Below are 13467 nucleotides of genomic sequence, written 5' to 3' on the forward strand. Positions count from 1 at the left end.
TGGGATGGTTGCCTTCAGCATAGTCTTGGATACTACCCTTGTGCATCTCTGTACACTGATTGGTATCTGAGGGGTATGAACTGGGGATTGCAAGCCCCAGCTCTGCCCCTCGCTCACCAGTGGCCAGCACCACTGCTTCGCAACTCCGTGGCCACCCGGCAGACCTCCTCGAGTGGCAAGTCCAAATCACCTCGCATTCAGGTGGTGTTGCCCGAGGAGCTCTGCCAAAAGTTGGCTGAATTCGCGGATGCCGAGTCCCGCACGGTGAGCAACATGGCCAAGGTGCTGATCCAGCAAGGTGTGGAGCGGCTGCAGCAGGCCCAAGCCAGCCAGGCTTCCCCGGTTCAGGCGGGTTTCCAGGCTGAGCTTTTTCGTCAGGGACTGGAGGCCAGTCAGGCCCAGAAACCCCAGCGCCTGCGCGGAGCTCCCCGCAGGGTTCGCTTGCACCGACCGGACTGAGGACGGGCGCACAGCCCCAGCACGGCGCCGCCGCTGGCGCCGGTGACTGAGGGCAGATTCCCCTGATGCCCCAGGGCGTGCCACCAGGCCAGCAGGGCGAAGGCCAAGGCCTCTCTCTCTGCCTCGCCGATGCCAAATTCCGCCAGCGGCCGCACGATCAGGCCGCGGCAGCGGTGTTGCAGTTGTTCTACTAGCAGGCTGTTGCGGCAGCCACCGCCAGCCACCAGCAGCTCGATCGCTTGGGGCCCATGGCCCAACTCCTGGGCTACAACCGCGGCACTGAAGCCGGTCAGGGTGGCTAGGGCATCCGCCGCGTCTCTCCCCTTGACTTCTGCCAGCCGTCGCTCCAGGTCTGCCTGGCCGAATAGCTCTCGACCGGTGGACTTCGGCGGTGGGCTCTGGAAATAGGGCTCAGCTAACCAGCGTTGAATCAGGGCTTCATCGATCTGTCCCTGGCGGGCCCAGGCCCCATCAGCGTCATAGCTCTGCTGGCCGCCACTGAAGTGCATGGTTGCCAGGTCCAGCAGGGTATTGGCAGGACCACAGTCCCAGCCCCGCACTGGCAAGCAACTTTCGGGCCCCTGGGCTGGAGGGATCAGGGTGAGGTTGGCGATGCCCCCCAGATTCAGTACCGCCCGCCAGCCGCCGCAACGACCCAGTAGGGCCTGGTCTGCAGGTGGGACAAGTGGCGCTCCCTGACCGCCAAGGGCCAGATCGGCACTGCGGAAATCGAATACCACCGGTGTAGCCAGCAGTTCCGCCAGCAGCGGCCCTTGAAGTAGTTGCCAGCTGGCACCCCGCTGACCAGCCTGGGGCGGGCGATGCCAGAGGGTCTGGCCGTGGCAGCCAACTAATTGGGCCCCGCCCTGGGGGTCGCATGCTCTGGCGGCGAGAGCTTGCTGCTCGGTCACGGCTTCCGCCAATTCGAGCAGCGTTGAACTATCGAACGATTGGCCTTGGCCAACGCCAATTAGCTGGCGTTGGAGCTCGGCGGGGTAAGGGTTGAAGTGGTGCTTTTCCAGCTTCCAGCGCGGACGTTGGGGCGGCCCGCTGAAGCTGGCCAGGACTGCATCCACGCCATCGGCGCTTGTGCCGCTCATCAACCCCAACACCCGCATCAGCCCAAGCTCACTTGTTGGGCTGGGGGGTCATGCGCAGGTAGGGCTTGATCTCAGTGACGCCCTTGGCAAACTTGGCGCGGGCATCTTCGGTGGAGATCGATGGCACCACTACGCAATCGTCGCCGTCTTTCCAATTCACCGGAGTGGCCACGGAGTGGTTGTCGGTGAGCTGCAGGGAATCAATCACCCGTAGGATTTCGTGGAAGTTGCGGCCAGTGCTGGCGGGGTAGGTGATCTGCAGGCGCAGTTTCTTGTTGGGATCGATGATGAACACCGAACGCACGGTCAAATTGTTGAGTGCGTTGGGGTGAATCATCCCGTAAAGGTCGCTCACCTTTTTGTCGGCATCCGCCAGGATCGGATAATCAACTGTTGTGTTCTGGGTTTCGTTGATATCGCAGATCCAGCCGTTGTGGCTTTCGGCGGAATCCACGCTCAGGGCGATGGTTTTGACGTTGCGCTTTTCCCATTCAGGGCGCAGCCGGGATACCTCTCCCAATTCTGTGGTGCAAACAGGGGTGTAGTCGGCTGGGTGGGAGAACAGCACAACCCAGCTGTCAGCGCCGAAGTCGTAGAGATTGATCGGCCCGAGCTGGGAATCCTGGGTGAAATCGGGAACGGTATCGCCGAGTTGGAGGGCCATAGAGGCTGAAAGGGAGGAAGAAAGCAAGTTCTGATCGTGCCACAAGTCAGCGCGCAGATGTGGTGTTTTCGTCCTCAGGCGCTGACTCGGGCCAGCTGCGCAACTCCTGGCGCAGGTGCTGCAGGCCCAGGCAGGCGGTGGCGGAAATGAACAGGGCCGTTGGGGCTAGCGCCCGGGCTCGCTCCACCTCCCCGGCTGGGCAGCGGTCGATTTGATTAGCGATCAGGCGCCTGGGGGCGGTTGCTCCAAGGGAATCGAGGATGGTGTTTACGGTGCGCCACTGCTCGGGCCAGGCCGGGTCGGCCAGATCAACCACGATCAACAGGCCCTCAGCTTCAAGGGTTTCCTCCAGGGTTGAGCGGAAGGCTTCCAGCAGGGGCGGGGGCAAATCGCGGATGAAGCCCACCGTGTCAGTGAGCAGCACCGGTTCCGGCAATTCAAGTCGTCGGGTGGTGGGATCAAGGGTGGCGAACAGCTTGTTTTCAGCCAGAACGGCGCGGGCTTCGCTGGCCTTGGTTAAGGCGTTGAGCAGGGAGCTTTTGCCGGCGTTGGTGTAACCCACTAGGGCCAGTCGCCGCAGTCCCTGGCGGCTGCGGCGCAACCGGGCCCGGTGCTCGCCCAGCTGGCTCACCTCCCGCTGCAATCGCTCAATCCGGCGGGCGATGGCGCGACGATCTTTTTCCAGCTGGGTTTCGCCCGGTCCCCGGGTGCCGATGCCTCCCCCCTGCCGCGACAGGCTGCGGCCGCGGCCGGTGAGTCGGGGCAGCCTGTAGCGCAGTTGGGCCAGCTCCACCTGGAGGCGCCCGGCGGCGCTGGCGGCCCGTTGGGCAAAGATGTCGAGAATCAGTTCACTGCGGTCGCTCACCGGCAGATCGAGGAGCCGCTCCAGATTGCGGGCTTGCACCGGTGTGAGCTCCCGGTCTGTCACTACCAGGGTGGCGCCGAGCCGCCGGGCCTCCAGGGCCGCTTCACCCACTTTCCCCTCACCCCAGAGAGTCTGGGGGGCAACCTGGCTGCGGCGCTGCTCCACCACTCCCACCGACACGGCACCGGCGCTGACTACGAGTCCCTCCAGTTCGGCGATCAGGCGCTGGGCCTGGCCGCGGTCGCCGGGGGTGAGGGCTAGCAGCAGCACCCGTTCAGGGCCGTCTTGGCTGGCGCCAAAGTCGCCAGCGCTGGCTGCATTTGGCGGGGTGAGGCTGAGGGGATCTCGGCCGCACAGCTCGGCTAGATCTTCAGTCGCTTCGCTTGCCCAGGGTTCGGGGGCGTCGGGGTGGGCCACCAACAGTTGGGCGGCCCATTGGCCCCCCGCCCCCGCCCTGTCGCCGAAGCGCAGCCAAACGATGGGCGCTATATCCAGCCCCACGATTCCCTCCTGGCGGCCGGCTTCGAGTTGTTTGGTTCGGCCGCAGCAGGTGATCAGCCGCAGCTCGGAACCCTGGCGGCGCTCCGAGCCGGGCAGGCGCTCCAGTAGCCGGCCCGATTGCTCCAGCGGCCCCACCCAGAGCAGCCGGCACAGGCCCCGGCTATCCACTACCAAGGTGAGCGGCAGCTCCAGCTCACGGCTTTCGCTGGCAAGCCGCTGCAAGCAGAGCAATTCAGCTATCTGGTCGTCCGGATGGCGGCGGTGACAGAGGCGTTCCAGGCGTCTTTTTTGGGCGGGTCGCAAGCCGGCCGTGCGCCCCGCCAGGCCGCCTTGTTTCACCACAGGCCTTGTTTCACCACAGATAGCCAGCGATTACGGATTTGATCATGGGCGGGCCTTGCCCACCACAAGCTTGGGCTCCCGGCAGGGTCACCGGGGCCAGTCCGCTAGCCAGCCGGCGACCACTTTGAACTGATGCGACTTACCAGGTAAGCGGGCCAGGTAGGCCAGTTTGCGGATCTGAAATGCCGCCGCTCCCGCCAGGGTGAATCCGCCGCCAACGAGGCTTGCTTCACCTCGGCCCAGGCTCATCATTTCGCCGAGGTCGTTGTAGTTGAAGGGATCGAGGGGTTCGCCAGCAAGGGAATGCATCAGGTTGGCGGCCAGGCACTCAGCTTGTTGGAAGGCCACTTGTGCCGTGGCTGGCAGGGGTAACTCCTGCTGGGCGATGTCGCCCAGGGCAAATAGGTGGGGCTGATCGACCAGCTGCAGGGTGGGCTCGCAGCTCAGTCGTCCAAGTCGGTCGACGGGAATTGGCGGCTGGCATTCAAGCGATTGAAAGCGCAGGCCCGCAGTCCAGATAACCCCATCAACCTTCAGCTGTTCCGAGCCCGCTGGCCCCAGCAGCGTCAGTCCACCTGGTTGCACCGCCTCGACGCGGGTGTGGGTTCGCAGCCTCACATCCCGGCGTTGCAGGGCCTGCTCAGCCTGTTCTCGGTTGAAGGCCTTGGCCTGGGGCAGCAGTCCGGGGCCCTGCTCAATCAGGTCCACAATCGTGCTCCCCTGCAATTGGTCGGCCAGCTTGCAGGCCAATTCCACCCCGCTGGCACCAGCTCCCACCACGGCCAAACGCTGCAGGGGCCGGGACCTCTCCTTCAAGGTCTGGATTAGGCGCTGCAGCCGTTCCACGTCTGCCAAGGTGCGAAAACCGAGGCTGTATTCAGCTACGCCGGGGATGCCGAAGTCATTGGCCTGGGCACCCGTGGCCAGCACCAGGCGGCTGAAGGCCAGGCACCGGCCGCTGGCGGTATGAACCTGTGAAGACTGGGCGTCGATGCGCACAACCCGGTCCTGCAGCCAGGCCACCCCTTTGCCGGCCAGCAAACTGTCGTAGCGGGGTGCTATTTCCCAGCTGCGCAGTTCGCCGCTCAGCAGTTCGTAAAGCAGTGGGAGAAATAGAAAGCGATCGTTGGGTTCGATCAGCAAGATTGGTGGATGGTGGCGGCGCTCTGCCAGGGCGAGGGCGGTGTAAAGCCCACCAAAGCCCCCGCCCACGATCACCACCGGTGCGGTTGGCGGGGTCACCGCAGCTTGCGATCGCGCCGCCTCAGGATTCAGCATGGCTCTGATGGTCTTTCGCCGGCACCTGCTTTTGAACCCTAACCAGCGACTCACTCAAAGGGCGATGATGGTTTGATGCAGATGGCCCAAGTCCCAGCTCTTTCACCCGATGGCACCGGCCGGCCGATCGATCTTGACGCTGCCAGGGCACTGCTTGCACCTTTGTCGGCCCAAGAGCGTCTGAGCTGGGCTCAGAGCACTTTCGGGGCAGGATTTGCCTTAACAACCAGTTTTGGCATTCAGTCGGCAGTTTTGCTGCACATGGCCAGTGAGCTGACCGCCAATATCGGTCGGCCCGTAACCGTGATCTGGGTTGATACGGGCTATCTGCCGCCGGAGACCTATCAATACGCCGAGCGCTTGGTACAGCAGCTCCAGCTCCAATTAGTGGTGGCCCAGTCAGCCATGAGCCCGGCCCGGATGGAAGCTCTGCACGGCCGCCTTTGGGAAACCGACCAGCTGGGAGATCTGGAGCTCTATCACCGCATCCGCAAGGTGGAACCCCTTGACCGGGCCCTCACTGATCTGGCTGTGACCTGTTGGGCCAGTGGTGTGCGCGGCAGCCAGACCGATCACCGCAAGGCCATGGAACCGCTGGATGCGGTGCGTCAGCGCTGGTCGCTGCGGCCCCTTCTCTCCTGGAGTAAACGAGATATTTACTACTACATGGAAGAGCACAAATTGCCCCAGCACCCGCTGTTTGAGCAGGGTTATTCCACGGTGGGCGACTGGCACTCCAGTGCTCCTGACCTAGGAGATGTCAGCGGCCGGGCGACCCGTTTCGGTGGTCTCCAACAGGAATGTGGCATCCATCTGCCGGGATTGATGGGCGAGGGCATCTGAGCGAGGGCCGTTGGCTGCTGATCGGCAACAGTCGATGGCACTGGGCAGAGGGTGAGCTGGGCTGCCTGCGTACGTGGAGTGCTCCAGCTGGTGTGGGACAGCTTGAGGGGCTGGTTGCTTGGGCTGCGGTGGGCCAGGTGTCCGCCTCTGCTCCATTGCCGCTGGAGCGGCGTCTGCATTTGAAGGATGTGCCCTTGTTGGAGCAGCCTGGCTGGCTGGGGGTGGACCGTGCCCTAGTGGGTTGGCGGGCCTGGTGCCTTGCCTCTGGTCCCGTATTGGTGGCGGACGGCGGCACCGCCCTGAGCCTCACCCTGGTCACCAGCGAGGGCCGATTTGGGGGAGGACGGTTGCTTGCCGGAGCTGCCTTGCAGTTGCGGGCCCTGGCTGCTGAAACTGCAGGACTGCCTGCCTTGGACCCGCCCTTAGATCTGCCCCCAGAACTTTGGCCTCACTCCACACCAGATGCTATGGCCGCTGGGGTTTTGCGGGGTCTGGCGGCCGCCCTGGCCGCCGCTGGGCGTGAAGCCCAAACAAGCTGCCCGGGCTGCAGTTTTTGGCTCACGGGAGGAGATGGCCCCCTGCTGAAACCATTGCTGCAGCAGCTGCTAGTCAGTGCCATGCCGCTGCAGCTGGCTCCAGACCTGGCCCTTGAGGCCTTGGCTGCACTCAGGCCAGGCCCAGATCGCTGAGGATGTCGTCAGCCATGGTTTCGGACTTCACCTTTGTGTAGATCTTTTCGATCTTTCCTTCTGCATCCACCACAAAGGTGTGGCGCATCATGCCCATGTATTCCTTGCCCATGAATTTCTTCAGCCCATAGCTCCCATAGGCCGCGGCCACTGCGCAGGGCTCGGCGTCGCTTAGCAAGGTGAAGGGAAGGTCATATTTGGCGATGAATTTGGCGTGGCTGCTGGCGCCGTCTTTGCTGATGCCGAGCACGGTGATGGCTTGCTTTTCGAATGCGCCCCACTGGTCGCGGAAATTGCAGGCTTCTTTGGTACAGCCGGGGGTGTCGTCCTTGGGATAGAAGTAGATCACCACACGTTGGCCCTTGAACTGGGAAAGCTTCACCGCCGTTCCGTCTTGGTCTGGCAAGGTGAAATCAGGGGCGGGCTCACCGATCTGCAAGGTCATTGAACGTCCAACCGAACTCACAGGTGAGCCTAGGCAGCAGCTTGGATCTGCCGCAGCGCCCAGCCCCCCAGCTATGGCTGCGCTACCTAGAGGGGGGCGACCTCGGTTGTTTATCTACTGATGAATGGAGTTGGGGCTTGGGCCTGCCTGAGCTGCAGCGAAGTCGCTACTTCCAGAGCCGGGCTCTGCTCCGGCAGCAGCTGGCTGATGTGTTGGGCTGCGCTGGTGCCGCGGTGCCTCTCCATAGTCCGCCCGGCCAACCACCACTGTTAGGTAATGGTCTGGGATGGGTCAGTCTCAGCCATAGCGGCGCTGGCTTGCTGATTGGCTACTCCGGCTCTGCCATCGGAGTAGACCTCGAATCCACTGCTCGACCTATTGAGCCGGCTGTATTGCTGCGTCGGTTTTATCCAGAGCCTGAACAGGCGCAGTTGCGGGATTTGACTGGGGAGGAGCTACGGCGAGCGGTGCTCAATAGCTGGGTGTTGAAGGAAGCGGCCATCAAGTGGCGCCATCGCACCCTTGCAGCAGAACTGGCTCAGTGGTGTTACGACCACACCAGCGGTAGCTTGCTAAATCTCAGTGATGGAGCCAAGCCGGATCACAGCAGCGCTCTGCAGCAGGATTGGCGTTGGGCGGCGGTTGGCGAGGGTTGTGCAGGTTTGATGTTGCAGTCGCCAGGACAGCCTGAAGAATTGATGGGGCAGCAGGGCGCATGATTTTTCTAAATACGCAGATTTACTACTGAAATCCAGCGGAAATCTTTCAGTTTTGTGTCGATGCGCCCCGCTGACTTGCATCTTTAGTGACATGCGGCATTGCGTGGCTACGTTCGGAATGAACTGATTCCACGCCTCTCTTGATCAAGCGTTTGCTGGCCGGCCTTTTTGTGGGTACGGCCCTCTCGGCGGTGGCTATGCCAGCGTCCGCCGCAGTTGACAACAATCTTCCCGTTCGTTGGAACACCGGCGGCGCCGTGTGGTCTACCAACCAGGATGCCTTCAATACATTTCTGCAGTCTGGTGAAGTCACCGATCGGGGCCTGGAAGGGGGCCTGAACCGCTCCGGCTGGACCGCTGCCGAGGTGCGTGAGGGCATGAACAAGTCCTACAACGTGGACTTGGTTGGCGTCTCCCGCTTCCTCTACTCGGATGCAGGTGTGAAGTTCCTCAAGAACCAAACCACCAGCTACTTCCCCTACTGGAGCATGAACACCTTCGCGGTGCAGGCTCTGCGATCGGCGATCGTGGCCGATGCCCGTGACGGCCAGATCTCCTCGGCCGGCATCATGAATGCCCTGCCTACCGACATGCGCCTGGCCGACTTCTGCAACACCTACACCGGTGCCCAGAACGTCTGTGCTGAAGGTCGTTGCCAAGGTGACGCCCAGTGCACCTCCCTGCTCTCCTGGTACGTGTTCCTGCCGGCCTGCATCCAGGCCAACCAGATGGCGGATCCCGTGGCTCAAGTTCGCACAATGGCCCCGGCCCCGGCCCCGGTTCAGCAAGTTGAATCTGAAGCCATTCGCGGCCTCTGGTGAGCCTGGCCTTTGGTGAGCATGGCCTTGGTGTTCGACTCGCCTTAGGCGATTCGCGCCACCTCAGCTGCCCCGGCTTGCGCCGGGGCTTTTTTATGGGTTTAGGGGTGTTTGCAGTGCGTCTGCACGCCTTGCCCTTACCAAGGTGTGCTCAAGTGCCTGGGGCATGGGCTGGCCCAGCAGACGGCTGAATGCTTCTCGCAGGCTTTGCACGGCATCACTGGCTAGGGGCTTGCCCCGGAGTACGGCCATCGCTTCGAGATAGGAGCTGGCCGGGGCCAGCCAGCGTTCGATCAGCTCGGCAGTCAGCTCGAGTTGGAGTGATTCCTGCCACTGCTCCTGTTGCACTTGCCATCCCGCGGCGATCAAGCTGCGTTGGCTGATTAGGCCGGTGCTCTGGGCCTGGATCAGTCGCTGCCCCTCCAGGTGAGTTAGCTCCTCCAGCAAGGTTTGCAGGGAGGTTTCTGCCTTGCCGAGCAGGGCCCGCAGGCCTGCTGCTGGACCGAGTTGGGGAGTGCTGAACAGCAGGCGCCATTGGCCGTTTTGGCCCAGCAGCGCGCCAGCCTGGCTGATCCAGTCCGCGATTTGTTCGGCGCTGAGGCCCTGCCAGGGTTGACGCGCTATCACCCAGTCGAAGCGGGCCCCGGAGTCAAGGGCGAGTTGCGGTTCGAGCTGGGAGTTAAGAGCGGCAGGGGTTTTGGGAGGCACCAGCAGCAGCTGGGGTTGGCGCAGGCTGTCGAGCACCTTCAGCTGGGCTTGCAGCCGCTCCCGGTCGGAGGCCTGGGCCACGGTGATCACTACCCCGCCCTCGGGCGTAGCGGCCAGGGGATCAAGGGCCCATAGCAACGACCTCGCTTCCAGCACCAGCACCCGCGCTTGGCGTTGCCAGATCACGCCTGCCCAGAAGCGATGTCTCAGGGTGTCGAGTCGTTCTCCCTCGGCGGCGGCTTGCCGCTGCAGCCAGCGCTCCAGCTGGGGATCTTCCGGACTGCTGCTAAGCACGTCGCCCTGATCCGCCGCCATCTCAGCGGCAGCCGCCAGCTGGGCGGCCCGTCGCTGTTGCAGGCGCTCGCGCCTCTGGCCCTCCCAGCCCAGGCTGCCCGGTTGCCAGAAAATCTCACCTTGAAGTGCGCCAGGCAAATACTGCTGGGCTACCCAGTGCTCGGCGTAGGCATGGGGGTAGCGGTAGCCCACTCCATCGCCAAAAGCCTGGCCATCACGGTTGGCATCGCGCAGGTGGGCGGGCACCTGTTGGCGGTTGGCGCTGCGCACGCTTTTTAGGGCATCGAAGAAACCGAGCAAGCTGTTGCTCTTCTCCGCTCCCGCCAAATAGAGAGCTGCCTGGGCCAGCGGGTAAAGCCCCTCTGGCAATCCCACTCGCTCAAAGCTGGCCGCGCAGGCTTCCACCACCACCACGGCCTGGGGATCGGCTAAGCCGATGTCTTCCCCGGCAGCGATCAACATGCGCCGGAAGATAAAGCGCGGGTTCTCGCCCGCCTCCACCATGCGGGCCAACCAGAAAAGGGCCGCATCTGGATCGGAACCGCGCAACGATTTGATGAAGGCACTGATTGTGTCGAAGTGGGCATCCCCCTGCTTGTCGTAGAGCACCGCGCGCTGCTGAATCGACTCCTCGGCGATGGTCAGATCGATCCTGATGGAGCCATCAGCACCGGGAGGAGTGGTCTCCACCGCCAGCTCCAGGGCATTCAGCAAGCTGCGGGCATCGCCGCCGGCCACATCAACCAGGTGGTCGGCCGCTGCTGCGGCTAAGTCAATCGAGCGTTCGCCATAGCCCACTGCCGGATCCCGCAGGGCCCGTTCCAGCAGTTGGCGCAGGTGTGCTGGCTCAAGCGGTTGCAGGCGAAACAACCGCGAACGGCTTACCAGGGCTTTGTTCACCTCGAAAAAGGGGTTTTCGGTGGTGGCTCCGATCAGATTCACCGTGCCGTTTTCCACCCAGGGCAGCAGGGCGTCTTGTTGTGCACTGTTGAAACGGTGCACCTCGTCGATGAACAGGGTGGTGCGCAGGCCATGGTGCGCCAGGCGCTGCTGGGCTGCGTCCACCTCGGCCCTCAGATCCTTGACGCCGGCAAGTACGGCATTGAGGCTGCTGAAGTGGGCCCTGGTGCTGCCAGCAATGATCCGGGCCAGGGTGGTTTTGCCCACCCCCGGCGGGCCGTGCAGGATCAGGTTGCCGACTCGATCTGCAGCGATGGCGCGGCGTAGCAGGCGCCCTACGCCGAGGATCGACTCCTGACCGACGAAGTCATCAAGGTTGCGGGGCCGCAGCCGGTCGGCCAGGGGTGCGACCCGGGCCAGGGTTATGTCGCGTTGATGGCTGAACAGGTCGCTCACGAGGTCGCCGCAGCGCCGTTCTGAGTCCATCATCGGGCCGCCGGCGATACGCTCCGGCCACGCGGCGCGCCCGTTCCACCATCACACCATGCTCCGCCCTGTTGTTTCCCCCTTTTTGATTCTCACGGCGATGGCCTCTGCCCTGGTTGTGGGGTGTCAGCAGGGGCGCGAGCCAGCCCCGCGGCTGCCTGTGGTGCAGAGCCAGCGCCTGGAAACTGCTGAATTTCAAGCCAGTTTTGACACCGTGAGCACCCTGGAGGCAGAGGAGGAGGTGGATCTGGCGGCCCAGGCGGGGGGCCGCATTCAGCGATTGTTGGTGCGTCAAGGAGATCGGGTGCGCCAGGGCCAGCTGCTGCTGGTGCTCGACCAGGCCCAGCTCAGGGCTGAGGTGGCCAGCCTGCGCGCTCAGATGCAGACCAACCGCCTCAATTACCAGCGCTATCAGGATCTAGCCCGACAAGGTGCTGCCAGTGCCCTGCAGCGGGATGAATTTCGCCAGGCCTTCATAGCTGCCCGCGAAGCCTTGGTGGCCAGGGAAGCCGATCTCGCCTTCAAGGATCTGCGGGCGCCGATCAGCGGCACGCTGGCCGATTTGCGCGTCAAGCAGGGCGATGTGATTGCCGCGGGCGTGCCGATTACCCGCTTGATCCGCAACGCCAATCTCCTGGCCCGCATCGACGTACCCGCCACCTATGCCGATCGTGTTCGGCCTGGCCAGCGGGTGCTGCTGCTGGCCGCCTCCAGCTCCCAGCCCCTGGCGGAGGGCCCGGTGATCTCGGTGGATCCGGGGGTGAGCGCCCCAACTCAGACGCTGCTGGTGAAGGCGTCGTTTGCTAACCCGCGGGGCAGCCTGCGCAACGGCCAGCGCAGTCGCACGCGCTTGGTGCTGGATCGGCGCCAGGAGTTGGCCGTTCCCTTCACCGCGGTGACCCGGTTGGTAGGACAGCCATTTATTTATTTGGTGGGTAGCTTGGCTGAGCTGGAGCGGCGGCCGGGCAAGGCCCCCATCGCCGAGCTGCGCCGGTTGCCGAGAGGCACCCTGTTTGCCTTGCAAACTCCAGTGCAGATAGGAGATCTGCAGGGAACCCTCTATCCACTTGAGCGCGGCGCTCAGGAAGGCGATCGGCTGATTACCGCTGGCCTGCTCAACCTTCGCCACGGGGCACCAGTGCAGCTGGCCCAGCAGGGTCGACGCTGAATTGGGCGAATTCCCATGAACTCTATAATTTATCCACATGCCTAGTTTTTGTGGTTCGCGCGGTTCCGGCGTTGTCCTTGGTGGGTGTGTTGCTGGTGGGCTGCGCCGCCAAGCCGGTGGCCCGGCAGCCTCTGGTCGTGCAGGCCGAGACCATCGGTGAGGCCAGTTTCAGTCCGTCGATCGACGTGATGAGCCAGCTGGAGTCCACCACCGACGTGGCCCTGCGTCCCGAGGTGGATGGCCGGGTCGTCAAAATCCTGGCCACCCAGGGGCAGCGGGTGAAGGCGGGCCAGCCGATCTTGGTGCTCGACAACGTGCAGCAATCGGCAAGCCTCGATGCCAGCAAGGCCGAGTCCCGTAAGGATCTGGTTAATGCGGAGCGCTACATCTTCCTCAATGAGCAGGGCGCCGTGTCCACCAAGGACCGCGATTTCTACGTCACCCAGGCAATTCAGTCCCGCGACCAGGCGCGCGCAAAAGCGGCGGACCTGGGCTACAAATACGTCACCGCTCCCATCAGTGGGGAGATCGGCGACCTCGACACCGTCAAGCTCGGCGATTACATCCGCCAAGGGCAGGCGATCACCGGCATCGTCGACAACAGCGATCTCTGGACCCTGATGGATGTGCCGGCCACCCAGGCCTCCCGGGTGCAGTTGGGCCAGCCAGTGGAGCTCAAGTCCCAGGGAATTCCGCCGGTGATTAGCACAGGCAAGGTGGTATTCATCTCGCCCTATTTCGGCATCAGCGGCAACCAGTCGTCGCCGAACACGGTGCTGGTGAAGGCCTCCTTCCCCAACCTCACCGGCAAGCTCAAAACTGGCCAGTACGTGCGCAATCGGATCATCACAGGCAGCACCCGCCAGCTCTCGGTGCCGGTGCAGGCCGTGATGATGCAAGCGCAGCAGCCCTTCGTTTACCGCATTTTTCGGCTCAAGCAGGTGCTCGCCAAGATTCGGGCCTCCACCCAGATTCCCGACGCCCAGAAGCAGAAGTTGGAGGCCCTGCCGGCGGAAACGCCGATCGTGGTGCAGATGCCGGTGAAACTCGGCACCTTGCAGGACAACCGCTATCCCGTGCTCTCTGGCCTGATTGCCGGAGACCAGGTGGTGGTGAGCAACACGGCCCTGTTGCGCACCGGCATGCCGGTGAAGCTGGCCGGTGCTGCCCAGCCGGGTGTGAACTGAG

The 13467-nt window shown here is 63.5% G+C and carries 13 protein-coding genes; 7 read left to right on the forward strand and 6 right to left on the reverse strand.

What is annotated here, in order from left to right; translation table 11 throughout:
* Positions 1-147: 147 nt before the first annotated feature.
* A complete protein-coding gene (locus tag C7K55_RS09845; RefSeq protein ID WP_106632622.1) occupies positions 148-459 on the forward strand; it encodes a ribbon-helix-helix domain-containing protein in 312 nt (103 codons plus the stop codon).
* Here the strand turns inward: C7K55_RS09845 and C7K55_RS09850 are convergent.
* The 4 genes from C7K55_RS09850 to C7K55_RS09865 form a co-directional block, all read right to left on the reverse strand.
* A complete protein-coding gene (locus C7K55_RS09850) occupies positions 393-1577 on the reverse strand; it encodes an anhydro-N-acetylmuramic acid kinase (protein WP_106632555.1) in 1185 nt (394 codons plus the stop codon). The genes C7K55_RS09845 and C7K55_RS09850 overlap by 67 nt on opposite strands.
* Before the next feature lie 10 nt (positions 1578-1587).
* On the reverse strand, positions 1588-2223 hold the full coding sequence (locus C7K55_RS09855; protein ID WP_106632556.1) for a peroxiredoxin: 636 nt from the start codon (positions 2221-2223) through the stop codon (positions 1588-1590).
* 46 nt (positions 2224-2269) lie between these two features.
* Entirely contained in the window at positions 2270-3928 is a 1659-nt protein-coding gene (gene hflX / locus C7K55_RS09860; RefSeq protein WP_106632623.1) for a GTPase HflX, read from the reverse strand.
* A 90-nt stretch (positions 3929-4018) separates the two neighbouring features.
* Positions 4019-5173, reverse strand: a complete 1155-nt coding sequence (locus tag C7K55_RS09865) for an NAD(P)/FAD-dependent oxidoreductase (protein WP_315856800.1) — start codon at positions 5171-5173, stop codon at positions 4019-4021.
* A gap of 111 nt (positions 5174-5284) precedes the next feature.
* Here C7K55_RS09865 and C7K55_RS09870 point away from each other — a divergent pair, with 111 nt between their 5' ends.
* On the forward strand, positions 5285-6052 hold the full coding sequence (locus C7K55_RS09870) for a phosphoadenylyl-sulfate reductase (RefSeq protein ID WP_106632558.1): 768 nt from the start codon (positions 5285-5287) through the stop codon (positions 6050-6052).
* A 92-nt stretch (positions 6053-6144) separates the two neighbouring features.
* Positions 6145-6741, forward strand: a complete 597-nt coding sequence (locus C7K55_RS09875; protein WP_206603502.1) for a type III pantothenate kinase — start codon at positions 6145-6147, stop codon at positions 6739-6741.
* Here the strand turns inward: C7K55_RS09875 and bcp are convergent.
* Entirely contained in the window at positions 6719-7186 is a 468-nt protein-coding gene (bcp, locus tag C7K55_RS09880; RefSeq protein WP_106632560.1) for a thioredoxin-dependent thiol peroxidase, read from the reverse strand. The two genes, C7K55_RS09875 and bcp, sit on opposite strands and share 23 nt — an antisense overlap.
* A 41-nt stretch (positions 7187-7227) precedes the next feature.
* Between bcp and C7K55_RS09885 the strand changes: the two genes are divergently transcribed.
* Together C7K55_RS09885 and C7K55_RS09890 are read left to right on the forward strand one after the other, a co-directional pair.
* Positions 7228-7905 (forward strand): 4'-phosphopantetheinyl transferase family protein, encoded by a 678-nt coding sequence (locus C7K55_RS09885; RefSeq protein WP_161956157.1) that lies wholly within the window; start codon positions 7228-7230, stop codon positions 7903-7905.
* Between the two features lie 140 nt (positions 7906-8045).
* The gene (locus tag C7K55_RS09890) at positions 8046-8726 is read left to right on the forward strand and encodes an alpha/beta hydrolase (RefSeq protein ID WP_241518300.1); all 681 of its coding nucleotides are present in this window, start codon (positions 8046-8048) and stop codon (positions 8724-8726) included.
* Between the two features lie 90 nt (positions 8727-8816).
* Here C7K55_RS09890 and C7K55_RS09895 read toward each other — a convergent pair whose 3' ends face one another.
* Positions 8817-11111 carry an AAA family ATPase gene (locus C7K55_RS09895; RefSeq protein WP_106632625.1) on the reverse strand — a complete coding sequence of 765 codons (2295 nt, stop codon included), beginning with the start codon at positions 11109-11111 and terminating at the stop codon, positions 8817-8819.
* Between the two features lie 58 nt (positions 11112-11169).
* Here C7K55_RS09895 and C7K55_RS09900 point away from each other — a divergent pair, with 58 nt between their 5' ends.
* Both C7K55_RS09900 and C7K55_RS09905 read left to right on the forward strand, forming a co-directional pair.
* Positions 11170-12279, forward strand: coding sequence for an efflux RND transporter periplasmic adaptor subunit (locus C7K55_RS09900; RefSeq protein ID WP_106632562.1), 1110 nt, complete (start codon positions 11170-11172; stop codon positions 12277-12279).
* 50 nt (positions 12280-12329) lie between these two features.
* Positions 12330-13466, forward strand: a complete 1137-nt coding sequence (locus C7K55_RS09905) for an efflux RND transporter periplasmic adaptor subunit (RefSeq protein ID WP_106632563.1) — start codon at positions 12330-12332, stop codon at positions 13464-13466.
* Position 13467: the final 1 nt, after the last annotated feature.

The sequence above is a fragment of the Cyanobium usitatum str. Tous genome, from assembly GCF_003011885.1.
Taxonomy (GTDB): Bacteria; Cyanobacteriota; Cyanobacteriia; order PCC-6307; family Cyanobiaceae; genus Cyanobium_A; species Cyanobium_A usitatum.